At 41.5% G+C, this 24,050-nt stretch carries 24 protein-coding genes and 1 pseudogene; 12 read left to right on the top strand and 13 right to left on the bottom strand.

Annotation, left to right across the window (positions count from 1 at the left end):
* The first annotated feature begins 247 nt into the window (after positions 1 to 247).
* Positions 248 to 1,294, top strand: coding sequence for a methylcobamide:CoM methyltransferase MtaA (gene mtaA / locus C7391_RS05585; protein ID WP_133517575.1), 1,047 nt, complete (start codon positions 248 to 250; stop codon positions 1,292 to 1,294).
* 76 nt (positions 1,295 to 1,370) lie between these two features.
* Here the strand turns inward: mtaA and C7391_RS05590 are convergent, their stop codons facing one another.
* The 4 genes from C7391_RS05590 to C7391_RS05605 form a co-directional block, all read right to left on the bottom strand.
* Entirely contained in the window at positions 1,371 to 1,961 is a 591-nt protein-coding gene (locus C7391_RS05590; RefSeq protein WP_133517576.1) for a hypothetical protein, read from the bottom strand.
* Positions 1,962 to 2,236: 275 nt separating this feature from the next.
* Positions 2,237 to 2,788 carry a DUF805 domain-containing protein gene (locus C7391_RS05595; RefSeq protein ID WP_133517577.1) on the bottom strand — a complete coding sequence of 184 codons (552 nt, stop codon included), beginning with the start codon at positions 2,786 to 2,788 and terminating at the stop codon, positions 2,237 to 2,239.
* Positions 2,789 to 2,836: 48 nt separating this feature from the next.
* Positions 2,837 to 3,265, bottom strand: coding sequence for a DUF805 domain-containing protein (locus C7391_RS05600; RefSeq protein ID WP_133517578.1), 429 nt, complete (start codon positions 3,263 to 3,265; stop codon positions 2,837 to 2,839).
* Between the two features lie 13 nt (positions 3,266 to 3,278).
* Positions 3,279 to 3,929 carry a histidinol phosphate phosphatase domain-containing protein gene (locus C7391_RS05605; protein ID WP_133517579.1) on the bottom strand — a complete coding sequence of 217 codons (651 nt, stop codon included), beginning with the start codon at positions 3,927 to 3,929 and terminating at the stop codon, positions 3,279 to 3,281.
* Positions 3,930 to 4,014: 85 nt separating this feature from the next.
* Between C7391_RS05605 and C7391_RS05610 the strand changes: the two genes are divergently transcribed.
* Positions 4,015 to 4,200 (top strand): hypothetical protein, encoded by a 186-nt coding sequence (locus tag C7391_RS05610; RefSeq protein WP_133517580.1) that lies wholly within the window; start codon positions 4,015 to 4,017, stop codon positions 4,198 to 4,200.
* Between the two features lie 95 nt (positions 4,201 to 4,295).
* Here C7391_RS05610 and C7391_RS05615 read toward each other — a convergent pair whose 3' ends face one another.
* Positions 4,296 to 5,216, bottom strand: coding sequence for a 23S rRNA (uridine(2552)-2'-O)-methyltransferase (locus C7391_RS05615; protein ID WP_133517581.1), 921 nt, complete (start codon positions 5,214 to 5,216; stop codon positions 4,296 to 4,298).
* Positions 5,217 to 5,398: 182 nt separating this feature from the next.
* On the opposite strand from C7391_RS05615, the gene coaBC reads away from it, so the two are divergent.
* The 4 genes from coaBC (at position 5,399) to C7391_RS05635 (ending at position 9,328) form a co-directional block, all read left to right on the top strand.
* Positions 5,399 to 7,030, top strand: coding sequence for a bifunctional phosphopantothenoylcysteine decarboxylase/phosphopantothenate--cysteine ligase CoaBC (coaBC, locus tag C7391_RS05620; protein WP_133517582.1), 1,632 nt, complete (start codon positions 5,399 to 5,401; stop codon positions 7,028 to 7,030).
* 11 nt (positions 7,031 to 7,041) lie between these two features.
* Positions 7,042 to 7,992, top strand: a complete 951-nt coding sequence (locus tag C7391_RS05625; protein WP_133517583.1) for a pantoate kinase — start codon at positions 7,042 to 7,044, stop codon at positions 7,990 to 7,992.
* Between the two features lie 14 nt (positions 7,993 to 8,006).
* The gene (locus C7391_RS05630) at positions 8,007 to 8,972 is read left to right on the top strand and encodes an SPL family radical SAM protein (protein WP_133517584.1); all 966 of its coding nucleotides are present in this window, start codon (positions 8,007 to 8,009) and stop codon (positions 8,970 to 8,972) included.
* Between the two features lie 164 nt (positions 8,973 to 9,136).
* Positions 9,137 to 9,328: a hypothetical protein gene (locus tag C7391_RS05635; protein ID WP_133517585.1), complete on the top strand. Its 192-nt coding sequence runs from the start codon at positions 9,137 to 9,139 to the stop codon at positions 9,326 to 9,328.
* A gap of 119 nt (positions 9,329 to 9,447) precedes the next feature.
* Here the strand turns inward: C7391_RS05635 and C7391_RS05640 are convergent, their stop codons facing one another.
* The 3 genes from C7391_RS05640 to C7391_RS05650 all read right to left on the bottom strand — a co-directional run bounded on the left by C7391_RS05640 (position 9,448) and on the right by C7391_RS05650 (position 13,057).
* A complete protein-coding gene (locus C7391_RS05640) occupies positions 9,448 to 11,103 on the bottom strand; it encodes an AMP-binding protein (protein ID WP_166627424.1) in 1,656 nt (551 codons plus the stop codon).
* A gap of 35 nt (positions 11,104 to 11,138) precedes the next feature.
* Entirely contained in the window at positions 11,139 to 11,714 is a 576-nt protein-coding gene (locus tag C7391_RS05645; protein WP_133517586.1) for a helix-turn-helix domain-containing protein, read from the bottom strand.
* 122 nt (positions 11,715 to 11,836) lie between these two features.
* Positions 11,837 to 13,057, bottom strand: coding sequence for an adenosylhomocysteinase (locus C7391_RS05650; RefSeq protein ID WP_133517761.1), 1,221 nt, complete (start codon positions 13,055 to 13,057; stop codon positions 11,837 to 11,839).
* 400 nt (positions 13,058 to 13,457) lie between these two features.
* Between C7391_RS05650 and C7391_RS05655 the strand changes: the two genes are divergently transcribed.
* A complete protein-coding gene (locus tag C7391_RS05655) occupies positions 13,458 to 13,724 on the top strand; it encodes a hypothetical protein (RefSeq protein WP_133517587.1) in 267 nt (88 codons plus the stop codon).
* Positions 13,725 to 13,741: 17 nt separating this feature from the next.
* Here C7391_RS05655 and C7391_RS05660 read toward each other — a convergent pair whose 3' ends face one another.
* The gene (locus C7391_RS05660; protein WP_133517588.1) at positions 13,742 to 14,581 is read right to left on the bottom strand and encodes a metallophosphoesterase family protein; all 840 of its coding nucleotides are present in this window, start codon (positions 14,579 to 14,581) and stop codon (positions 13,742 to 13,744) included.
* 188 nt (positions 14,582 to 14,769) lie between these two features.
* Between C7391_RS05660 and C7391_RS05665 the strand changes: the two genes are divergently transcribed.
* From C7391_RS05665 to C7391_RS05675, 3 genes are all read left to right on the top strand, one after another.
* Positions 14,770 to 16,098, top strand: coding sequence for an amidohydrolase family protein (locus C7391_RS05665; RefSeq protein ID WP_133517589.1), 1,329 nt, complete (start codon positions 14,770 to 14,772; stop codon positions 16,096 to 16,098).
* 383 nt (positions 16,099 to 16,481) lie between these two features.
* Positions 16,482 to 17,468: a hypothetical protein gene (locus C7391_RS05670; RefSeq protein ID WP_133517590.1), complete on the top strand. Its 987-nt coding sequence runs from the start codon at positions 16,482 to 16,484 to the stop codon at positions 17,466 to 17,468.
* Positions 17,469 to 17,470: 2 nt separating this feature from the next.
* Positions 17,471 to 18,454 carry a hypothetical protein gene (locus tag C7391_RS05675; RefSeq protein ID WP_133517591.1) on the top strand — a complete coding sequence of 328 codons (984 nt, stop codon included), beginning with the start codon at positions 17,471 to 17,473 and terminating at the stop codon, positions 18,452 to 18,454.
* A gap of 70 nt (positions 18,455 to 18,524) precedes the next feature.
* Here the strand turns inward: C7391_RS05675 and C7391_RS08530 are convergent.
* The 4 genes and pseudogenes from C7391_RS08530 to C7391_RS05695 form a co-directional block, all read right to left on the bottom strand.
* A pseudogene (locus C7391_RS08530) lies at positions 18,525 to 18,821 on the bottom strand (DUF1330 domain-containing protein).
* An 810-nt stretch (positions 18,822 to 19,631) separates the two neighbouring features.
* The gene (gene argF / locus C7391_RS05685; RefSeq protein WP_133517592.1) at positions 19,632 to 20,546 is read right to left on the bottom strand and encodes an ornithine carbamoyltransferase; all 915 of its coding nucleotides are present in this window, start codon (positions 20,544 to 20,546) and stop codon (positions 19,632 to 19,634) included.
* A gap of 66 nt (positions 20,547 to 20,612) precedes the next feature.
* Positions 20,613 to 21,956, bottom strand: a complete 1,344-nt coding sequence (purD, locus tag C7391_RS05690; protein ID WP_133517593.1) for a phosphoribosylamine--glycine ligase — start codon at positions 21,954 to 21,956, stop codon at positions 20,613 to 20,615.
* Positions 21,957 to 22,182: 226 nt separating this feature from the next.
* Complete coding sequence (locus C7391_RS05695; RefSeq protein WP_133517594.1) at positions 22,183 to 22,455, bottom strand: ribbon-helix-helix domain-containing protein; 273 nt, start codon at positions 22,453 to 22,455, stop codon at positions 22,183 to 22,185.
* A gap of 231 nt (positions 22,456 to 22,686) precedes the next feature.
* Here C7391_RS05695 and C7391_RS05700 point away from each other — a divergent pair, with 231 nt between their 5' ends.
* Positions 22,687 to 23,199 carry an Rrf2 family transcriptional regulator gene (locus C7391_RS05700; protein ID WP_133517595.1) on the top strand — a complete coding sequence of 171 codons (513 nt, stop codon included), beginning with the start codon at positions 22,687 to 22,689 and terminating at the stop codon, positions 23,197 to 23,199.
* A 120-nt stretch (positions 23,200 to 23,319) separates the two neighbouring features.
* Positions 23,320 to 23,856 carry a flavodoxin family protein gene (locus C7391_RS05705; RefSeq protein WP_166627425.1) on the top strand — a complete coding sequence of 179 codons (537 nt, stop codon included), beginning with the start codon at positions 23,320 to 23,322 and terminating at the stop codon, positions 23,854 to 23,856.
* The last annotated feature ends 194 nt before the right edge of the window (positions 23,857 to 24,050 follow it).

Genomic DNA, 24,050 nt, shown 5'->3' on the forward strand with positions numbered 1-24,050 from the left:
ATAAGCCCGCCGGCGTTCCCTGTTGTACTGAAGTGTGCGAGCCTTCGGGAACCTTGGATCGCTGCCATGAGTCTTTCTTTATCATTCTTATTTTGATAAAGAGTTATAATTGAATAGCGGGAGCTTTTGTATTTTACTTTTTTCAGTCATTTTTCATCTTCTTTTTTCTTTTATCATTCTTTTTTTGTCCTTACTTTTATATTTCTTAAATGCGGTATTTTACTATTGAAAAACAGGGAATGATATATTGGAAAATTTAACAATGTTTGAACGCTTTACACGTTCGCTTCAAAGAAAAGAAGTTGATAAAATTCCTGTCTGTTCCGTGACACAAACAGGAACAATGGAACTCATGGAAATGACAGGCACAAGCTGGCCGAAAGCATTTACGGATCCCGATGAGATGGCTGCGCTCGCGATGGCAGGCTATGAAATCGCAGGACTTGAAGGTGTTCGTTATCCGTTCAGTTCACCGGATATTCCGCAGGCATTCGGTTGCGCTTATTCAACCGGAACAAAGCACTCGCCGCCGCATCAAACAGATTTTCCGTGTAAAAGCTTGAATGATGTCGATGATGTTGTTATTCCCGATAATTTGTATGAAAGTCCGGGAATCAAATCTATGATTGAAACAACTGATATTCTGCGCAAAAAAATTGATGAAAAAGGGTATGAATTACCGTTGATCGCAGGAATTCTCGGGCCGGCTTCTTTTGCTTCGTGCATTGCAGGTGTGAATAATTTTTTGTTATGGTCGGTTAAAGAACCTGATGCGCTTCAAAAATTAATCAATCTTGGCGGCGAAGTTTGCGCCGAATATGCCAATGTTCTTTACGATCACGGTGCTGATTCTGTTGTGATTATTGATTCGGAATCCGGTCCTGATTTATTTCCGCCGCCGCTTTTTAAACCGATGTTTCTGCCGGTTTATAAAAAAATAACAAACACAATGAAAGGATTGAATATTCTTCATATGTGCGGTGACGCAACACTTATTTTAGAACCGATTGCAAAATCCGGATTTTTAGGTGTCAGTTTGGAAGAGAAAGTGCATATGGATTATGCTTCTCAAGTCATCGGCAATGATATTTGCCTGATTGGAAATGTTTCTGCCGCGGATGATTTGCTTTTACACGCACCCGATTTTGTTAAAGCATCGGCGAAAAAATGTATTGAAGACGGTACAAGAATATTAGCGCCGGGCTGCGGCATTGCACCGTACACGCCGCTTGAAAATATAAAAGCGTTTGTTGCGGCAAGGGATGAATATTATTCGGAAAAGGATCTTCTTTAATCCTTTTCATTTCTGTTTTTATTTTAATTTATTTTTTATTTTAACTTATTTTTTATTGGTTTTTGATTTTTTTATTTTATTTTGAATTGATGCTTACTGTTTTGCATTTTTCTGTCGGATATTTGTAATATTCAAGAATTTTGAACAAAATCATAAAAGCATACCAGTTATCGGTATCCTCAAATCCGTTTCCGTTTTGAATAATAAGCATATTATTTTTGTAAGTCACTTCCGCGGAAACAGAAACGTCATTCGTTTCAGTCTCTAAAATTCTTCCCGTAAAATCTTCTTTCAAAAATGTTCCCGATCCTCCCAAAACGTAAATATCTTTGTCATCCGCATCCGTTTTTTCTTTTTTTGCCAAGGTGAGTTCATTAAACACATAATCCCTTTGCTTATGCCAATCATCCGGGCGGCCCATGTAGTCGACACGGAAAAAAACATCATTCACAACGTATTCTTCGCCGGAATTCAATTTGTCAAAAACCTCAATAACCGTTTGATTTGACGGAATGATATATTCGGAACTGGCGATGTAATCTTGTTTTTTGTATTCGTTATCATCAATTTCCCAGTCAAGTCTTCTGTAATTCTTTGTTTTCAAATGCCCTTGCGGTTCATTTGCATTGTAGTCATTAGAGCCGAATAATTTTCCGAATAATCCCATTGTATTCACCTGTTTCAATACAAAACGCTTTCAGGTTTTATATCTCTATCGAACGTCTCCCAAAAATGACTAAATACAAAATAAAATACAAAATAAAATACAAAATAAAATACAAAATAAAAAAACACGATTATAAAGAGATAAAATGAAGCAACATCAAAAAGAGCAACATCAAAAAGAGCAACATCAAAAAGAGCAACATCAAAAAGATCAAGATAAAAAAGGACAAGATAAAAAACAAGGTCCAAAAATAAAATCAAGAGAGACAAGAGGTTTTATTCTCTTGTTTCATAAACAGTTTCATCTGTTTCTTCATATGTGTTGACTGTTTCATATTCTGTTTCAACCGTTTCATATTCGGCATCAATGGCTTCGTATGTGCGATTGTACTGATCCTGATATTCGTTGTTATCATTATACTCGTTTCTTCCGAGCGGGTCCGGGCCGAATCTGTTTTGACCGTGCGTTCCTTCCGCTAAAAGCAGGTACAATTCAAAACCGAGTGAAATAATCCAACCGATTAAAGGAATTATGCCGGCTAATCTGATTAAAAGATACCAGCCGCTTTTATCTAAGTCATGGAGACGTTTGATTGCCTGGAATAATAGGAAAATAAGACCGACAAAATAAGCAATTGCTAAAATGAAAAAGAATAGCATCCCGAGATATTCACTCATCATCTCAGCGACAACCGCTATTACTAAGAGCAGAATCATAACTGCCCAAAAACCGAGAATTCTTAAAAAATACGGCAGACGATTTAAACGCCCTTCATATGTAAAATATTCTTGCAACTGTGCCCCAAAAGAATTATCCTCTTTGCCCATGAAACTATTATTCGTCCTATTTATATAAAATCGTGGCGCACGATATTCTCATTTTCGGCCTTTCGGATCGTCGCCGTATTTATTCGGACCGTACGTTCCGTCATTGAATATCAGAAAAATGTAATAAACAATATTTATTGCGGGAATAAATCCGAGAATTACCCACCAACCGCCGGCATTCATATCATGAAGACGCCTGATTTCCTGAAATATTTTCATGAAGAAAAGGGGTAAAAAGACAATAAATGTAATCGGCAGAATGATGAATGACATAATTGTCATAGCTGCCGCGTTATCTGAATTATTTGTTAAACCTGTAATCATCATGTAAATTATTACGTTGAGGAATTGAATCAACATCGCGGCGACAAATGTCAGAATCCATCGGCCTATGACGCGTCCGATGTACGTTTTGCGCGTTATTCGTCCGTCATATCTGCGGAATTCGTTTATGTTTTCTTTTAAATGATTCGCCATGCTCGTTCCAACATCATTTTTTCATTTCTTGAACAATTTCTTCCGAATTCTTAAATGCCATATCGGATTGCTTTTTTGAAAGTCCCGCGCCCATCAAAACATCATACGCCGTTTCTTTTGTTATCATATCACCCGGCCGATGCGTGTCAGTGTTGCAAACCAATTTCGCGCCGATTTCCGTTGCGATTTTTGCAACGTGCCCGTTTGTTCTGTTGTGTCCGCCGCGCGCCGTGATTTCCAAATAAGTATTCGTCGCTTTTGCAAGCTCGGTTTCTTCAATTGTTAAAAATCCGGGGTGCGCGAGAATGTCAACATATTCCGATTCGATTGCGGCGCGATTTGTTCCGGATGCGACAGGCTCAACCGGCGTTTCGCCGTGAACGACAACAATATCCGCGCCGAATTCTTTCGCTTTTTTGGCGAGCTGATTTATCTGTGCGGGCGGGACATGCGTGATTTCAATGCCTGCGAAAATATCAATCTTAAATTCTTCTCCCATCGTTTTGGCTTTTTGAAGGGATGAAATAATGAATTCAAAATTTGTAAAATCGGCGTGATCCGTCATTGCGATTGCGCGGTAGCCGTAAGTGACGGCGCGGCGGATGTGTTCTGCCGGGACGAGTTCGCCGTCGCTGAAAAGTGTGTGCGTGTGAAGATCAATCATTGAAAAAACCTTTTTAATTTTATGATGAATCTTCGGCTTCGTTTTATTTATAAATTGCTAAAATTCCAATTCCGAATTTGATTCATTGGAAGAGGTCGATCCGTTTTTCTTAATTACTAAAACCGGCGTTGATCGCGCGGCGCGGCAGCTCGCAAACGGTAAGGCAGCAGCAGTCCCGTTCGCGTCAGTGAACGGATGTGATAAGAATATGCAGATACGCTCAGTGACACGATCCGGCAGCAAAAAAGGAACTCAACGAACAGCTGTTTGATTTTTTTATGTGTTGAGAAATTGGTGGGAGGATTTGAAAATAAATTGTTAAGAAAATGAGGGAGGAAGTTTAAGAAAATTTGAAAAATCAAAAGATTATTCTTTTTCCTCTTCCTTCGGCGGCCTGTAGTTGTCTCTTGCCGTATTTCCTTTCGGTGCGCTTTCCTCTTTTTCATAATTGGCGGAAGGCGGGGTTTGAGACCTTTGCTGAACCGGATTGCCGTATTTCGGGTCGGCCGGCAAAGCTTCTAATTTTTCAACAACCTCGGCAAATCCGAAGTTGGGTTTCACGTCTTTAATTTTGATTTTAACAATATCACCGACTTCGGTTTCTTTGACAAATAAAACGAAATCGTCAATGTAAGCGATACCGTCGCCGGAGGCACCGAGTTCTTTAATTTCGGCGGCGTAAATCTGTCCTTTTCGAATCGGCGCTGTCAGGAATTTTTTCGCGATAATATAAATTTCAGCACTGGTTGAGCGCGAAGCTTGCGGCGTGTAAGCGCGGACATGAACGAATTCGCCGGTCACGTCGTCAAAAAATTCTTTAAACATATCGCCTTGGAACACTTTGACAACAAACGTTCCTTTGGGTTTGAGAATCTTTTTGGCGCATTCAAAAGCGGCGCGGTTAAGTTCGATTCCACGCGCGTGATCCAGCGTCCAGTTGCCCGTTAAGTTCGGTGCCGCGTCACACAAAACAACGTCAACGCCGCCTTTGCCGGCAAACTCCAAGATTTTTTCAATTGTCGAATCGGCGGTGATGTCGCCTTTAAATGTCGTCACGCCGGGGATTGCTTCAATCTTTTGCAGGTCTACGCCGAAAACGCGTCCGCCTGATAATTCTTTGGCAACCTGGAGCCAGCCGCCGGGCGCTGCGCCCAAGTCGACAATTGTGTCTCCGCGATTGATAATATTCGAATGCTGTTGAATCTGTTTCAACTTATAAGACGCTCGTGAGCGGTACCCTTCTTTTTGGGCTAAATCGTAAAAATAATCCTTTTGGTTTCGCGCCATAAAATCCCTGCCGTTTTCTAATATAATTTCTTTCCCTTTCCAATACTTTCGCTTTGAACGGGTTAAATGTATTTATGATTAATGTTATTAATCAAAAAACCGTAAAACTTTTTGTTTATATTTTATTATTTCATAAAAAAATCAATTTTCATTATTTCATCTTATTTATGCGGGTCTTAAAAATGGAAAACAATCAAAAATTCGACAGCGGTGATTTTATCTCTGAAGAAAAAGCCGCCGCATCTCCCGTTCATCCGACGCTTTGGATTCAGGAAGCCAAAGGAACCGTTTTGTCCGGGAAAACAATTGTCATCGGAGTCACAGGAAGCATCGCAGCCGTTGAAACCGTCAAGCTGGCCCGCGAACTCATCCGTTACGGCGCAACCGTTTACGCCGTTATGACCGATGCCGCCCGTCAAATTATCCATGAAGACGCGCTTCATTACGCCACCGGAAATCCTGTTATGACAAAGCTGACCGGGCGCGTTGAACACGTCGAATTCTTCGGCTCAAAAGGAGCCGCCGATTTATTTTTAATCGCGCCCGCAACCGCTAACACAATTTCAAAAATCGCGGCAGGCATTGATGACACACCTGTTACAACATTTGCAACCACCGCCATCGGCGAAGGTAAAAAAGTCATGATTGTTCCTGCGATGCATGAATCCATGTACCGCCATCCGAAAGTGTTGGAAAACTTGAAAACCTTGGAATCCTGGGGTATCGACATTATCGGCCCGCGCGTTGAGGAAGGAATCGCCAAAATCGCCGGCAACGATGAAATTGTTCTTCGCGTTTTGCGCGAGCTCGGCGATCACTCTTTGTCCGGGAAAACTGTTTTCGTCACATCAGGATCGACCGCAGAATCTATTGATCCGATTCGTTTGCTGACAAACCGCGCGTCCGGCAAAACAGGAGACGCGCTTGCCAAAGAAGCGTACATCAGGGGTGCCGAAGTTTATCTTTTCCACCGCGGCAAATCTTCTTGGGGACATCTGCCGCATTTCCATGACATTCATACTGAAAGCGTTCAGGAAATGATTGAAGCCGTTACGGAAAAAATCGCGCTTGCAGACATTCCGCTGTCGGGGAAAAATATTCTCATCAGCGCGGCGGCCATTTCAGATTATACAGTTGAAGCCGCCGATTCTAAAATTAAATCCGGCGAGCGCGAGCTGACAATTAAACTCAAGCCGACAAAGAAATTGATTGAGGAAGCCTGTTACACCGATCCGAATATTTTCATCGTCGGATTCAAAGCGGAAACGGATGTTTCATATCAGGAACTGATTAACTCGGCCGCTTCCAAAATTGATGCCGGCATCGCTGATGTTGTCGTTGCCAACGATGTGAAAGAAAAAGGCATGGGTACCAATGAAAATGATGTTTATGTCGTGACAAAAGATTATTTGATCAATCATGATTTGAAAACCGTCGTTCCGATTTCAGGAAATAAAGAAAAAATCGCGGCGGAACTTTTTGATTTGATTTGCGTTGAGGCGGATTCTGACGCGCCGCAAGTTTTTATTGATTTGGAAATCCGAACGACAGAACCCGATGACGAAACAGAGCGGACAGATCATGAAGAGACAAATCATGACGAAACAGATCATGAAGAACCGGTTTTGAATATGCTTGAAGACACGATTGATGATCATATTTTGAATGAGGAAATCGATAATTCGGATTCGAGCTCCACTCTTTTGGCTCCGTCTGATGCCCCGATTTCTTCAAATTCTGATGCATCGGGGTCCAAAAAGACGCTTCGCCGCAAACCCGCGCAAATGAGAGGCCGCATTTTTAAAAGGAATTAAAGGAATTACTTATGTCCGAATTTGAAACACGCACCGCTTTTTCGCCCGGGCACATTACGGGTTTTTTCCAAATCCGCAATCATTCGGATCCGCACACCAAAGGCTCCGTCGGTGCCGGTCTTGTTTTAAATAAAGGCATTCATTCAACCGTAACGCCTCACTCGGGAAACGGTGAGACCGTTGTTCATTTAAACGGAATCAAACAGTCCGATTCCGATGATTCAACGAATGCCGTTTTAACCGTCATTTCTGAAATTTCGGCTTTGGCGGAACAAAAGTATAAGACACCGTTTCATTTTGAAATTAAAGAAAGCAGTTCTCTTCCGGTCGGCAGCGGTTTTGGTCTCTCGGCCGCCGGCGCGTTAAGCACGGCTTTTGCCGCGAACAGCGCGCTTCATCTCGGTCTTTCCAAAAACGAACTGGTTGAAATCGCGCATTACGCGGAAGTCATCAACGGCAGCGGCCTCGGCGATGTTGCCGGCGAAGCGGCAGGCGGTCTTGCCGTTCGCGAAGTTCCGGGCGGCTCAAAACACGGCAAATTCTACAGCGTTCCGCTTTCAAAATCCGATCTTCAAAAAAAGATTTATTGTTTGGTTTTGGGTGAATTATCTACCAAATCCGTCATCACAAACGAAGATTCCGCCAAAAAAATAAATTCGGCCGGCACGGATGCGTTAAATAATTTCCTCCAAAAACCCGATTTGAATTCTTTCATGAACGAATCTCTTTCATTTACCAAAAGCATCGGCCTTCTCAGCCCCGATGCCGAAAAAATCATTGATTCAATAGACAAAGCCGACGGCACTGCCGCTCAAGCAATGCTCGGCAATACCGTTTTTGCAATTCCCTCCGACCGCGAAGGCGCAGGCGAACACATTTTTGAATTGATGCAAAAATTCGGCGACGTTTATGAATGCAGAATTGAAACAAACGGGCCGCACGTCTGTTTATCCGCTTTCTGAATCCGGTGATAAATATGGGGGAAATGGAAAACCAAACGGTTCAATATCTGCCGATTCAATGCAAAACAGCACTTCATTCGGTCAGCGGTGTTTTTCCTTATAAATTGGATTTAAACATTTACCGCGGGTGTGAAAACGGCTGTAAATATTGTTTTGCCATCTATTCTCACAAATATATGAACAAGAATAAAGATGAAACACTTGTGCAACCGTCTGTCGGTTATTATGATCATATTTATGTTAAAACAAATGTCGCCGAACAACTGGATAAAGAACTCAGCCGCCCGAATCGCCGAAAGCAAGTCATTAACATCGGCGGCATCTGCGACAGTTATCAAAAAGCGGAAGAAACATTTGAACTCATGCCCGACATTCTGAAAGTGATGATCAAACACAAAAACCCGATCATCATTTCAACGAAATCAGATCTTATTCTCCGCGATTATGATCTCATCGATGAGCTTTCCAAATACGCTTTCGTCAACATCGCCTCAACCATTACAACCGCTGACGAATCGGTAAGGGAGAAAGTCGAGCCCGGCGCCGTCAGCACAAAACGCCGTTTTGATATGCTTGAAAAATTCAAGAAAACGGACGTGACCGTTGGCGTTCACATGATGCCGGTTCTGCCGTTTTTAACCGATTCGCCCGAAAATTTGGAATCGATTTTTTCAAAAACAAAAGAAATCGGGGCCGAATACATTATTGTTCAAACTTTGAGTTTGAGAAATCAGACAAAAAAGACATATTTCGAATTCATAAAAACCGATTTTCCCGAGTATTTCGAAGGCATGAAGCAGCTTTATAAAACAGGCGGATTAGATAAGGAGTTCAATAAGAAATTTTACTCAATGGCGAATCCGCTCTTGAAAAAATATGAGTTGTCAACCGATTATATGAAACCGGTTCGGGAAGAGGAAGCATTAATGGCTGAAATTAAAATGGAGCAAAACAAACAAAAAACATTGTTTGATTTTTGAAAGAAGCCACCCATATGACTTTTTTAGTTTCGTTGAAATCCGAAACAACCACCCGCTAATTTACGTTCCGACCTGAGCAAAGCGAAGAGAGGAACGGAAATTTGCGGATTCACACCCGGCCGATACAGCAAAAAAAATAAAACTGCTTCTTAATTTACATTTTTGTGCTGTGTCGGCCGACTGCACTGTTCTGCCGCACTGTTCTGCCGCACTGTTCTGCTTTGCCGCTTGCATCTGCTCTTTTTTATCACATCCGTTCGCTTCGCGAACGTGGGCACGGCTACCTTACTGTTACGGTTTGCTGTCGTCAACGTCGCCGCCGCGCGCGAGCTGCTCCGCTTTTCAAAAAATTATAAAAGACAATTCTCGCTTTTTCAAAAAAATATGAAAAACAGTCTTCGCTTTTCAAAAAAAATCGAAAACAATGCAATTCTTTTTTTCAAAAAAATAAAAAAAGAAATGGAAGCGACTTTTATTAAATCACTTCATAACCATACTTTTTTGCCAATTCCAAACTCATGTCTCTCAACTTGAATTTCTGAATCTTGCCGCTTCCCGTCATTGGGAATTCGTCAAGGAAGAACACGAATTTCGGGATTTTGTAGCGTGCGATTTGTCCGCGGCAGAAATCTCTGACGTCTTCCGGGTGCATTTTAACACCTTCATGAAGAATGATGAATGCGCCGACTTCTTCGCCGTATTTTTCAGACGGGACGCCTGCGACTTGAACATCTTTGACGCCTTCTAAGGTGTAGAGGAATTCCTCGATTTCGCGCGGATAAATGTTTTCGCCGCCGCGGATAATCATATCTTTAATGCGGCCGGTAATCGTGAAATTGCCGTTTTCATCCATCACGCCGAGATCACCCGAATGAAGGTAACCGTTTTCATCAATCGCTTCGGCAGTCGCTTTGGGATTGTTGTAATACCCTTTCATCACATTGTATCCCTTGCAGCACATTTCGCCGGGAACGCCGACAGGGCATTCTTCAAACGTTTCGGGATCCAAAACTTTGACATCCGTAAATTCGAACGGGTGCCCGACAGTGGTGTAGCGGACATCCGGCGCGTCATCAATGCGTGTCTGCGTCATTCCCGGGGACGTTTCCGTCAAACCGTAAACGCTGGTGATGTCGATAAACATTTTTTCATTGACCTTTTTCATCAAATCCGACGGACAAACGGAACCGGCCATGATTCCCGTTCTCAGACTTGTCAAATCAAACATGTCAAACATCGGATGATTCAATTCCGCGATAAACATCGTCGGAACACCGTAAAGCGCGGTACATCTTTCCTTGTGAACGGAAGCAAGCGTCAAAAGCGGATCGAATTTTTCAATCATCACCTGTGTGCTGCCGTGGGTCAGACAGTTCATTGTCGCCAAAACAACGCCGAAGCAGTGGAACAGCGGAACGCAGATGCAAAGCTTGTCGTCCGGCGTGAATTTCATGTGTTCGCCCGTGAGCAGGCCGTTGTTTGCGATATTGTGATGAGAGAGCATAACGCCTTTGGGGAAGCCTGTTGTTCCCGATGTGTACTGCATATTCACAACATCATGGCAGCTCACTTCGGCTTTTGCTTTGTCCAAAACATCATCGGCGACATTGCTTCCGAGAAGCAGCACTTCGGCGGTATTGTACATACCGCGGTGTTTTTCCTGCCCGATGTAAATCACATTTTTCATACGCGGGAATTTTTCACTCTTTAAGTGACCGCGCTGGCAGGTTTTGAGTTCCGGAAGCATGTCGTACGTCATCTGAACGTAATCGCTTTCGAAAGTGCCGTCAATAATACAAAGCGTGTGCATATCGGAATCTTTAACCAGATATTCCAATTCATGCTGCTTGTAACTGGTGTTGACAGTCACGCAAACCGCGCCGATTTTAGCGCAGGCGTACAAAAATGTCAGCCAGTCGGGAACGTTTGTTGCCCAAAGGCCGACATGGTATCCCTTTTGAACGCCGATTGCCAAAAGGCCTTTAGCCATGTTATCGACGCGCTTGTTGAATTCTTTCCATGTGAATCTCAAATCGCGGTCGGAATAGACAATATATTCTTTGTCAGGCGTCTGCTCTGCCCAATGTTCGAGCCAATCGCCCAAAGTTCTGTCGGAAAGTTCGATTGCCATAATTTTCTCCATTTCAGTTCATTTTCACAGCTTGATTAAGCCGGTGCGTAAACGGACGCGATGATTTTTGCGCCTTTCTCATCAGCGGCACAGACGAGGTGACTGACAATCGAATCATAATAAATGCTGTCGCCTGCATTCAAAATGTATGTATTCTGGCCGTAAATGATTTTCAATGTGCCTTCCAAAACGTAAATGAATTCTTCGCCTTCGTGGGCTGAAAGTTCCAGCGTTCCGTCATCAATCGCGTTGATTTCAATAAAGAACGGTTCCATGGCTCTTCCTGATTTCTGCGGCGCAAGCGCGAAGAAATTGTTGTGCTTCACAGTTTTTTCTTCGGCGTTGGATGTGTGAATTGTTTCAACCGCTTCGTTTTTGCGGCTGATTGCGGGTCCGAGGTTTTCGTCATCATCCAAAAATGTGCCGAGGCGAACACCCAAAGCGCGGGCAATTTTAATCAAAGGCGCCAAAGACGGCACGTTGGTGTCGTTTTCAATATTATTGATTTGGTCAACGCTCAATTGACTTCTTTCCGCCAATTCTTCCGCCGTTATCTGTTTTGATTCGCGGATGGATTTAATTTTTGTTCCGATATTTTTTTCGTCTGCCATAATTTCCCTCTTCTGATTGTGATAAATCCAATGATTGTGATGAATTATGATTTTATTTTATGTTTACTTTTTTTTGTTTTATCTGTTTTTTATTTTGTTTTTTATTCTCTTTTTATTTTTATTTACGTGCCTTCTTCCCAGTCGTCCATGTAATTTCTTTGCTTTTCCGTTAAAGTGTCAATTTCAATTCCCATGGATTTTAATTTTAAAAGCGCGACATAGTTGTCAATTTCTTCAGGCACTTTGTGAACGCCGTGCGCTAATTTGTTTTCGGCAATGTATTTGACACCGAGTGCCTGATTGGCAAAACTCATGTCCATCACTTCGGCCGGGTGGCCGTCGCCTGCTGCCAGGTTAACCAATCTGCCGTCTGCCAGCACATTGATTTTCTTGCCGTCGACAACATATTCCTTAATATTTCTGCGAACTGTTTTCTCGGAGCTTGCCATCTTTTTCAAGGATTCCAAATCAATTTCCACATTGAAGTGACCGGCGTTGGCTAAAATCGCGCCGCTTTTCATCTTTTTGAAATGATTTTCGGTTAAAATGTCGCGATTGCCCGTTGTCGTAACAAACAAATCGCCGATTTCTGCCGCTTTTTCCATCGGCATCACGCGGTAGCCGTCCATTCTTGCTTCCAGTGCTCTGACCGGGTCGATTTCCGTCACAACGACTTCCGCACCGAGACCGTCGGCACGCATTGCAACGCCGCGACCGCACCAGCCGTAGCCGCCGACAACAACGGTTTTGCCGGCAACGAGCAGATTTGTTGTTCTCATGATGCCGTCCCAGGCGGATTGCCCGGTACCGTAGCGGTTGTCGAACAAGAATTTGGTTTTCGCGTCGTTGACAGCGAGAACAGCCATTTCAAGCGCGCCGTCTTTTTCCATACCGATTAAACGGTGGATGCCGGTTGTTGTTTCTTCACACCCGCCGATGATTTTCGGAATTAAATCACGTCTTTCCTTGTGAATTTTAAAAATCAGATCGGCGCCGTCATCAATCGTAATATCCGGATCAATGTCAAGAACCTTGTCGATTGCTTCATAATATTCTTCATTTGTGCAATCGTACTTGGCGTAGCATTTGATGTTTTCAGACGTATTGAGCGCGGCTGCCACGTCATCCTGCGTGCTGAGCGGATTGCATCCCGTGATGGCCACTTCTGCGCCGCCGGCGGCCAGCGTTTCGACGAGAACGGCGGTTTTGGCTTCGACGTGAAGCGCCATCGCGATTCTGCGGCCGGCAAGCGGCTTTTCTTTTTCAAAATCCGCCCGGATTTGATTTAAAACGGGCATATAGTTTCGCGCCCATTCGATTTTTAAACGACCTGATTCTTGCATTTCTTTTTGAGATAAATCGGACAATATAGACACCTGTCAATTGAATAATTCTTAAAAAAGTGATAAGTGAAATTCAAAAAGCCTTTCTGAAATATAAAATAACTGTTTGAAAAGGCGATAAAATGAGAGTTTAAACCCTATTATTAAGAAAATTATTAAGAAAAACGGATACAGGATTTGAAAAATAATTTAATCCAAAGCAATCGCCTGTATAATTCGAACCCGAAATAACCACCCGCTAATTTTCGTTCTGAGCTGAGCGAAGCGAAGTGAGGAACGGAAATTTGCGGATTCGTACCCAGCCGATACAGCAAAAGCGAGAAACACCTTCCTAATTTATATTTTTGTGCTGTGTCTGCCTACTGTGTTGGGTCATTGCCACGCTGTTACGCTTTGCTGCGTGCATCTGCTCTTTTTTATCACATCCGTTCGCTTGCGCGAACGTGCCGCTGCTACCTTACTGCTACCGTTGCTACCTTGCCGTTGCCGACGCTACCTTTCCGGCAAGGTCCCATCATCTCTCTTGCTAACTCGTGCATCGCTCACGCGCGCGAATCGCACCGTTTTTCAAAATATCGAAAACAAGTCCCGTTTTTTCAAAATAACAAAACAAACCCACATTTTCAAAAAAATCGAAACCGAATCGGCATTTTTCAAAATAAAATAATAAACCAAAAAAGTAAATTATTTTCTCAATTTCAATTTCTGTGTCTCATTTTCCCATTCAAATCCTGTTTTTGTTTTTCTGTAATAATACAATTTAATTTCATCTTCTTTGGCAATCGCAACAGCGGCGCGAACGGTCGGACTGATGTAAGGCAGGGTTGAATAAAGGGAAATTAATTTATCGTCACAGAAACATTTAACGCCTTCCGTGTGCGACGTGTGGCCGCGAATAATCATCTGCAAATCGTTTTGTTTCAAATATTTCTTAATCATGTCGGGGCCGATGCGGTAAATACCGCTGCCTCTTTGGGACGGGAGTAATCCGTCTTCCGTTCCCGGATCATTCCAAAGGTAACTTTTTGAGTTTTTCTTAGAAATTTCTTTCAGCGTTTCATTTTTTGTTCCCGCGATGCAGCCGTGAACGCAAAGTATTTTGTTGTTCAAAACCGCCGCAATCGGCATTTGTTCAAAAACAGCATTTGACGCGTCAAAGATTTCGGGATCATTTACCAAATCTTCGGCGAATTCAAACCAGCCGCTCAAGTTTGAGGTTTCATGGTTTCCGCGAAGCAAAATGATTTTTTTCGGATTTTTGATTTTCATTTCAAAAAGCGTATTTAAAACGGAAACGGAATCCGGTCCTTTGTCGATATAATCGCCGAGAAAAATGTATGAGTCGACTTCTTTTTTTTCAGCGAATCTTAAAATATGCTCAAGCGCGCGGTAATCTCCGTGAATATCGGTTGCAATCAATGTTTTTTTAAAATCGGGGAACACGACCGCATCTTCTTTTTTGAGAAGCGGTTTGATGCGTTCTAAGTTTTTGCTCAATCTGTCTTTTTCTTTTTTGTCCGACATGCTGATCCGTTTTCGCTGTTTATTCGCTGTTTATTCGCTGTTTGTAGTTTGTATAAACAATTGTCACGTTGATTGTATATAGCGTTTTTTGATATGATTTCTGGTACGTTTTCTGATATTGTTATAAAGTATGAAATCCATTTATGAGAAATATTGTTTTACTTTCATAAAATAAAAAAGGGATTCTCATGTCAATTCTGATTAAAAATGCTTATATCGTAACGATGGACAAAGACGGTGCCGGCGAAATTGAAAACGGGTTTCTTCTCATTGAAAATAATCTGATTTCAAAAATCGGTGACAATTCAAACAACGCTGCCGACAGCATTTCCGCTGGTACGGTCATCGACGCGAAAGGCGCGATTCTCATGCCCGGCCTTTCCAACACGCATACACATCTCGGCATGACGCTGCTGCGCGGCTACGCTGACGACATGGCGCTTCAGGCTTGGCTTGAGACAAAGATTTGGCCGGCAGAAGCCAACCTGACGGCAGAAGATGTTTATTACGGTTCACTCCTCGGCTGTCTTGAAATGATCCGCTCGGGAACAACCGCGTTTTGCGACATGTACTTCTTCATGGATGAAACGGCCAAAGCTGTTGAAAAAGCAGGCATTCGCGGCTGTCTTTCTTATGGCATGATTGAATTCGGCGATGAAGAAAAAGGCAACAAAGAGTTGGCGACCAATGAAAAGCTTGTTCGTGACTGGCAGGGAAAAGCAAACGGCAGAATCACGACAATGTACGGCCCGCACGCGCCCAACACGTGCTGCCAATCTTTCATCGGCCGTTCTAAAGAAGCGGCGGAAAGAGACGGTGTCGGCGTTCATATTCATGTTTTAGAAACCGAAGCCGAATTGAATCAAATGAAAGAAAATCACGGCATGTGTTCCGTTCATCATTTAGATGCCGTCGATTTTTGGAACACGGAAAAAATTCCGGTTTTGGCGGCGCATTGCGTTTGGATGTCTGATGGCGACATTAAGCTTTTCGCCAAAAAAGGCGTAACGGTTTCGCATAATCCGATCAGCAACATGAAATTGGCGTCCGGAATTGCGCCGATTCAAAAAATGCTGGACGCAGGGGTTTCCGTTTCTCTCGGGACAGACGGCTGCGCGTCAAACAACAACCTCAATCTTTTTGAAGAAATGAAAACGGCCGCGCTTTTACAAAAAGTCGGTACAATGAGCCCGACCGCGCTTCCCGCAAAGGCGGTCGTTGAAATGGCAACAGTCAACGGCGGTCGGGTCATCGACAAACAAACCGGCGTTCTGAAAGCCGGCAACAAAGCCGATATGATTCTCGTTGATATTCAAAAAGCAAATGCGACACCGGTCTTTGATGTTTATTCTCATTTGGTTTACGCCGCTGCCGGCAGTGATGTGAAAACAATGATTGTCGACGGCAAAATTTTGATGGAAAATTACAAAGTTTTGGTGATGGACGAAGAAGAAGTCATGAAAAAAGCGAAAGAATGTGCATTTTCATTGGCGGAAAGAGCGAAACCGAAAAAATGAAAATTAATGGTAAAAGTTCATTTTTTTCTGAAACAAGTCTGAAACTTTAACGGCAAATGTAAATCGCTTAATCAATTCTAAATGAATTTTTCAAATCCGTTATTATTTCTTTTTTATTTCTTTCTTTTTTTCAATCTTTTTTATTTCTTTTTCAATCTCTTTAGTCTTAAAACCATTATTCTGCGGGTCTAATATCTCCTTTATTTTATATGTATAAAAATCAATCATTTTTAATTTAATTTTAATTTTATTATTATCTTATTTTTCGAGTTTATTCTTCTATTCGAATTCAATTTTAAAAGGGAAATACTATTTATAATATATATTAATTATATATATTGTTATAACTTCGGTTATAACTTTTAAAAGTGTGGGTGATTTACATGTCTGGATGTCAAAATCCTAAAATAAATGACGTTGTTAAACATTTTGATAATCTGAAATTAGATAAAATCGAAGGGCAGCTTGTTACTTATCCTGCACAAAACTATGCCGGGAATGTTGTTGAATCACATATCCAAGGTTTAGCTTTGTATGACGGGGGGAACAACAATCAAATCGCTTTGATTTCTCACAATAATAAAGGAGAACCAAAGGGATATTACATCGCTTCTCAAAAAATTCCTTATGAGAAACACATTAAATTTGATTCTTATGATGAGAATTACAATCATCCGAGCGGGATGCAAATTATAGGGGATTATTTGGTTGTCGGTGTTGAAAGCGGTTCAAAAGGAAAAGTACGAAGATACGATTTAACACCATTGAAAACTGAGTTGGGCATCCCAAACTGTTTGGAAACAACTGTGGATTCAACGTTCAATCACAAGCTTTCTGCAGTTGGTGTTACAAACTATTTTGATGGCGAGAATGAATGGTATTTGTTTGCTCTTTGTTTTGATCAGACTGTTTATTTTTACAGATATCCTGCGGATCAAGGATTCCAAAACATTAAATTTGATTGGTCTGATGAGAATAAATTCTTTTTTTGTAAGTTGGAAAAAGACCTTTCTCAAAAATTGAAAGGAGATTTTCAAGGTGTTAATTTAATAACACAACCGGCGCTTGACGGGAAACATGACAAAATATTTTTGGTCGCGTTTGTTTCCGAATCATTAGCAGGTCCAAAATATAAAGATTGGTGTTATCTATTTGAAGTTGATTGCGGTTTAAAAAGAGCTATATGCGTGCGTGAAACTGTTACAAAATGCAAATATGGTTCGGAAAAAGGATTAACCGGAGTTCATTTTAGATATGGTACTGGCGTCAGTATCACTTCCGAATCAGATATCCCCTCTTTTAAATTGTTGGCTTCTGCAAGATTATGTGTTGGGCGTCATTTAGATATTAATATCTTCGAGGAGAAATAAATATGAATATAAATTTTATTCGTTTTACATGTTTATTGATGATTTTATCTTTAATGCCAATATGCGTTGCGGGTGATACTCAACCTTGGGAGCATACTGTTAAGGTCGGGCAGGTATTTCCTCAAAATTCGGATGGTGAAATTTGCTATACAGATCCTTATTGTACTCCTGTGCTTCAAACTCCCGATAAATTAAATGGAAAACTAACTTTTGTCTCTCTAATAAGGTCGCACGATCAAGACTACTTTATTAGTATAAAAGGTACCGTTTCTCCCGGTTTAGTAGGGAACTATAATTTTGGTACTTTTATAAAAGAGGGGACTGATTATAATCTGATATATATTATTGAAAAAGGTCCTCAAACAATATTTATTGATACGGATGAAGAATCTGATGTTTCAGAAATCAATTTGATTTCCGGAGAAGAGTGTAAATTGGACATATATTCTAAAGATATAAGCGACAATAAAATTGATGTTTCATTAACTGATCCTGAATTAATCGCCAACCATCAGCCGGTATATTCAGCCAGTGGTTATGATAAAAACATTTTAACCTATGAAAATGGAGTTATAACTCCAAAATACGGTGGTACAACCACAATTCGGTTTGATTCAATAGAAACTGAGAGTTACAAAAAGGCTGAAACGAAAGAATTGATTGTTCATGTTGATGGTCCGGCACTAGTAAATCCTAATAATCCTAACCCCTCTTCAAATTCCAACGGATTTGGCAAGGCTGTTATTGTTGACGGTACAAACAAAGAAAATACGCCTGATTCTTCCAATGAAAATACGAAAGATGTAAAAGAAGAGAGTAATGCCTATTCAAGCAGTTCACAAAACAATTTAGATAATTCAGGAAATACACAAAATGAAACCGGCGGAGAAAGCACCGTTTCAAAAACTTTGCTTTTGGCAGTCGGTTTAATTCTTGTCGTCGGACTTATCGGTGTAATCGGCTTTTTCTATAAGAAAAATAAATAATTTTTAAAAATTTATTCGATCACAATTCTTTATTTCATGAATTTGTGATCGTTTTCTCATTTTATTTGTCTTATTTTTCTTCAACAATAATCGCGTTTGTTAAAACGCTTTGAATTCTCAGTTCTGCGATTTTTTGATATTTTTCGGAAGCGAAGCAGGTTTCCAATTTTTCCCGTGTTTCAAATCGAATAATGATGACGCGGTCAGGTTCCTAATCGCCCGTAAAGACAGAGATATTTTCACTTCGGGCGAGGTATTCGCCGCCGAAGCTCTCAACAATCGGTTTGACTTTTTCAATATATTCGTCATACCTCGGTCTTTTTTCGGGATCCTGAATCATAACGCTGACGATGAAATAAGCAGGCATATTTGTTCCTCTTCATTCCTCTTCGTTCTTTTCATTCATTTCGAATTATTCTCATATAATCACTTGGTAGCTCCATATTTATTTTGGAGTTTTAAGTTCAAAAAATAATTTGGATATATTTATAATCATCTCTGTTATATTCAAAATATAATTATTTACATTCAATCACATATATATTTATAGACAACTTATTTACATGTTGTCAATCACCCTGGTTGACAACGGATCAGATTTTTGCCGGTTTTTTTCCATAAAAATCGATGAATGTAGAGAACTCGGTCGAATGGGGGACATCGTCATGAACACGCAAGAAGAATCGGGACATGCTTTCGAGGAACTTGATGACGTTTGTCGCGCACGGGTAATCATCTGATCCGTAAAAACGTCCTCTGATATTTCTGTAACGTAACTCTCTAAAAACAGGACAGAATTTCAAAAAACACCCTGAACCAAACACACATACCCTAATTAAAAACAAAAATCCCAAATAACCTATAAAAACGGAAAAAACTGAAAAACCGAAACATCGGTTTTGTCTCTCTCAAATTCGAACGCCATCTCCCATCAAAACGAATAAATCGGCGTTCGAATTTTGGTTCCTTTTTTCAAAAAAATTGTTCGCTTCGCTCACAATTTTTCATAGCGGGGGGCGGTGTTTGTGAAACACTTCTCGTTTTATGGTTTCGTCTCTTAAAGATGTAACATACAGTAATTTGCGGGTGACGGTCGCCGCGCGCGTGAAAGCGTCGGGTTTGAAAATTAGAAAATCCGAATTGCGTTTTTCAAAAAAAACAAAAAAAAGTTTTGAACTTATTCGTCCAAAACCATTAACTTCAAAAGAACAGCCTTCTGAGCATGTAATCTGTTTTCTGCCTGGTCGAAAACGACGGAATGCGGGCCGTCGATGGCACCTGCTGTGATTTCCAAGCCGCGGTGAGCGGGCAGGCAGTGCATGACAATAACGTCCGGCTTTGAAACGGCGATTAATTCTTCATTAATTTGGTAGCCTTCAAAATCCTTGAGACGCTTCTGTTCTTCTTCTTCATCACCCATGGAAACCCAAACGTCGGTGTATAAAATGTCGGCGTCTTTTGCTGCTTCCAGCGGGTTGTCCGTAATTGTTAAAACACCGCCGAGTTCCCTTGTTTTGGCAACGAATTCTTCTGCGGGTTCATAGCCTTTCGGGCAGGCGACAACGATTTCCATGCCGACGATGGCGCAGGCGAGCATGAGTGAGTTGCAGACATTGTTGCCGTCGCCGACCCAAACGAATTTCATGTCGGAAATGCGGTTTTTGTATTCTTTAATTGTTAAAAGATCGGCCAAAACCTGGCACGGGTGTTCCTTGTCGGAAAGCGCGTTAATGACCGGGACGGTGGCGTTGTCAGCCAATTTTACCAGTGTGTCATGAGAATAAACGCGGGCCATGATGCCGTTTAAATAACGGGATAGCACTTTTGCCGTGTCTTCAACTGTTTCGCCGCGGCCGAGTTGAATGTCATTGGAATTCAAATAAAGGGCGTGGCCGCCAAGCTCGTTCATGCCGACTTCAAAAGAAACGCGCGTGCGGGTGGAAGATTTTTCAAAAATCATGCCCAAGCTTTTGTTTCTTAAGTGGTCCGTAATTTTACCCTGGTTTCTTTTCTCCTTAATCTCTGCAGCCAGGTCCAAGATGCCGTAAATATCTTCAAGAGATAAGTCCGTCATCGAAAGTAAACTTTTCATTTTCTTTCACCTAATTTCTTAAAACACACTGAAACCGTTTTTCTTTTTGTTTTATCGTTATCCGTTTTATTTTTCAGAACGCAGTTCATTCATATGGTCAATTCTTTTTTGAACCAAAGCCTGCGTTCCGATATCTCTTCTGAAAAACAGATCACCTTTGACACTCTTATCAAGCGCGTCCTGAGCTATTTTTTCAGCTTCCGTAATTGTTTCTGCCAAACCGACAACACCGATTGAACGGGATCCGGTTGTGTAAATTTTTCCGTCTTTTTCATAGACGCTGGAGTAATAAACGATCAAATCAGCATTTGGTCCGGTTGACGCGTCCGCAATGACGCCGTTTGCCAAAACCGTCACTTCCGTATCCTTTTTCGGATCATCAGGGTAGCCGGCGGGAACCGCGTATTTACAAACGGTCGCCTTGTTTGAAAATTTAACAGTCATTTTGTCTAATGTTCCATCAGCAACCGCTTTCATAATTTCAACCATGTCGGTTTCAAGCAATGAAAGCACATTCATGGCTTCCGGGTCGCCGAAACGCGCGTTGTATTCAATCAATTTCGGGCCGCGTTTCGTTAAAATAAACTGACCGTAAAGCATTCCTTTAAATTCGTCGCCCGTTTCTTTCGGGAAAGCCGCGACGGTGTCTTTCATAATTTTCTTGGCGGTGTCATATTCTTCCGATTGGATGAACGGCAAAAGCGCGCCTGCATTTGTGTAAGCGCCCATGCCGCCTGTGTTGGGGCCGATATCGCCTTCATAAGCGCGTTTGTGATCCTGCGCGGTCGGGCAGAACGCCAAGTTCTTGCCGTCGACAAATGCCTGAAGCGTGAATTCTTCGCCGATAAATCTTTCTTCAATGACAACGCTGTCGCCTTTTAACACTTCTTTTGTGTATTCTTTGGCGGCTTCAATATCGGGGAGCTGGTCACCCATCACTTTGACGCCTTTGCCACCGGTTAAGCCGGCCGGTTTGACGGCAACATCTTTTAATTTGTCAATAAAAGCGGCCGCTTCGTCATAATTTGTAAAAACGGCGTATTCGGGATTTCCGTCGATGCCGTATTTTTCAATAAATTTACGCGCCCACGCTTTGTCGGTTTCAATTCGGGCGCATTCTTTTTTCGGCCCGACAGCGGGAATGCCTGCGTCCCAAAGCGCATCCGAAACGCCGGCGGAAAGCGGTGCTTCGGGGCCGATGAACGCCATGTTGACGCCGTTTTCTTTAGCGAATGCGGCAATTGCTGCGGCATCCTTTTCATCATGAATAAACACATCTTCAGAAAGAGCGGCAATGCCCGGATTTTTTTTAGACATCACTGTGTAGAGAAGCGGTTTTTGCGGGCTTCTTTTTACCGCTGCTGCAATCGCATGTTCACGGCCGCCGCCGCCGACTAATAAAATCTTCATCGTAGGTTCCTCATAAATTTAAAAAAGTGCCTTTTGAAAAGATAATTCAAGAAAAATAACATTATCAGAAATATAAATTCATAAATTGTGTGGTTTAAAATAAACAGCGGATAGAAAAACGTATCCGATAAATTGAGAATTGAATAAATCTTTTTTATCTATTTAAGATTACCGACTCAATCGGAAATTATGAAAAAACGAGTGGAGAAGGGTTGTCTCCTTCCTGTCAGTTTTTCTTTTTGTTTTTTTCAAAATTCATTTCAGCCGCTTTCTCACGAATGATGCTTCGAATGACTTCAATTTCATCATCGGTAAAGGTATTTGTATCAACACTGTTATTATCCTCGTATTTCTTGAGCAAATCCGAGACGGCTTGATTAATAAAATCAGAAACACTGGCAAATTCACCGGCTTCAACAAGCCGATCAATTTTCTTTTTATACAACGGGCTGACCGTACCGCTGATAATTGGTTTCTTGCGTGTGTACTCTTTTACCATCAAGGAGTAAAATCGTGGCTGTGCTAATTAAAACTGATTAAAACAATTGTTAAACAATTGTATTATTTTTGATTTGATGTTACTGAAAAAATAAAAATAAATGATATCGGTTTGTTTAAATCAAATCCTTCAATTCATCACTTCTATCTGAGTCAGTGCATAACTTAATAATAATCAAAAACATATTATGACACGTTCAATCTATCAAAATTAATTCTCGGGAGACGGAATATGAAAATTTCAAGTCGATTCAGCATTGCGGTTCACATTGTTCTGACAATTGCCATTCTCGGCAGTAAACAAAAAACGACATCTGATTTCTTAGCTTCCTGTATTTCCGTCAACCCGGTCGTTATTCGCCGTATTTTAGGCCAATTGAAAAAAGCCGATTTGGTTGACGTTAAAGCCGGCGAAGGCGGTGCTTTTTTAATCAAAAACGCGTCAACATTAACGCTTTTTGATATTTATCAGGCGGTTGAAGTCGTCGAAGATATTTCTTTGTTTAACTCTCACAAACAGCCGGAGCTGAAATGTCCGGTGGATTGTTCGTCATGCCCGCGACTTACAGGCAGCGAATCGGAAGAATGCCTTGCGCAAGAGTCATGTGATGACTCATCCGGAGAATCATGCTGCTACATCCATAATAATATTGAAAATCATTTATTTTCGGCGCAGAAAGCAATGGAAGATTCTTTGAAAGAAACAACGATTCAGAAGATGATTCTGGAACTGTCTGCACTTTGAACCAAAGGATTAAATAATAAAACTCTTCTAATCATATTGTTGTAACTAATACAGTTACAACGAAAAACGGCTTTCAAGTGAAAAACATATTTTTAAAACCATCATATGGTGTGGATTATCATGAAAATTATAGGAATCACAGCCAGCCCTCACGAAAAGGGAAATACAGCAACGCTCGTTCAAAAATCTCTTGAAGCTGTCGCCGCAAAAGGCGCAGAAACCGAATATGTTAATTTGGCAAAATTAAACATTAACCCGTGCAAAGGATGCTATTATTGTAAATCACATGACACCTGCGTTCAAAAAGACGACTTCGCCTCCGTCATGGAAAAAGTTGTCAGCGCAGACGGCATTTTAATGGGAAGCCCCGTTTATTTCTTTGACATTACCGCTCAGGAGAAAGTCTTCATCGACAGACTTTATGCTTGTGTTGACGGGGAACACAAATCCCGCGTTCCGCCGGGAAAGAAAATGGGATTCATTTATTCACAAAACACTCCTGACAGACATGCATTTGACGTGAACTTGGACAAATACAGCCAAGTGGCCGGTATGCTCGGCATTGAGCCCGTCGGCAAATTCGTCTCTGTCGGCGATGTTTCCGCAAATCCCGCAGAAATTGACGGCGCCATTGAAATTGCCGAAAAATTATTGTAAATCCATTCATTTTTTTGTTGTTCCGAGCATTTTCGGAACTAACAACTTTTTTTCAATCATTTATAATCTTTACTCTCAAGATTTCTAAAATAATGACAAATCGTTACAAATCTCGTTTATTTTTTCAAAATTTCGATTGAAATCTTTTCATAATTCGGCGACGTTAATCTCAATCTTCTTCTCTTAAAAGCAGA

The sequence above is a fragment of the Methanimicrococcus blatticola genome, assembly GCF_004363215.1.
GTDB lineage: Archaea > Halobacteriota > Methanosarcinia > Methanosarcinales > Methanosarcinaceae > Methanimicrococcus > Methanimicrococcus blatticola.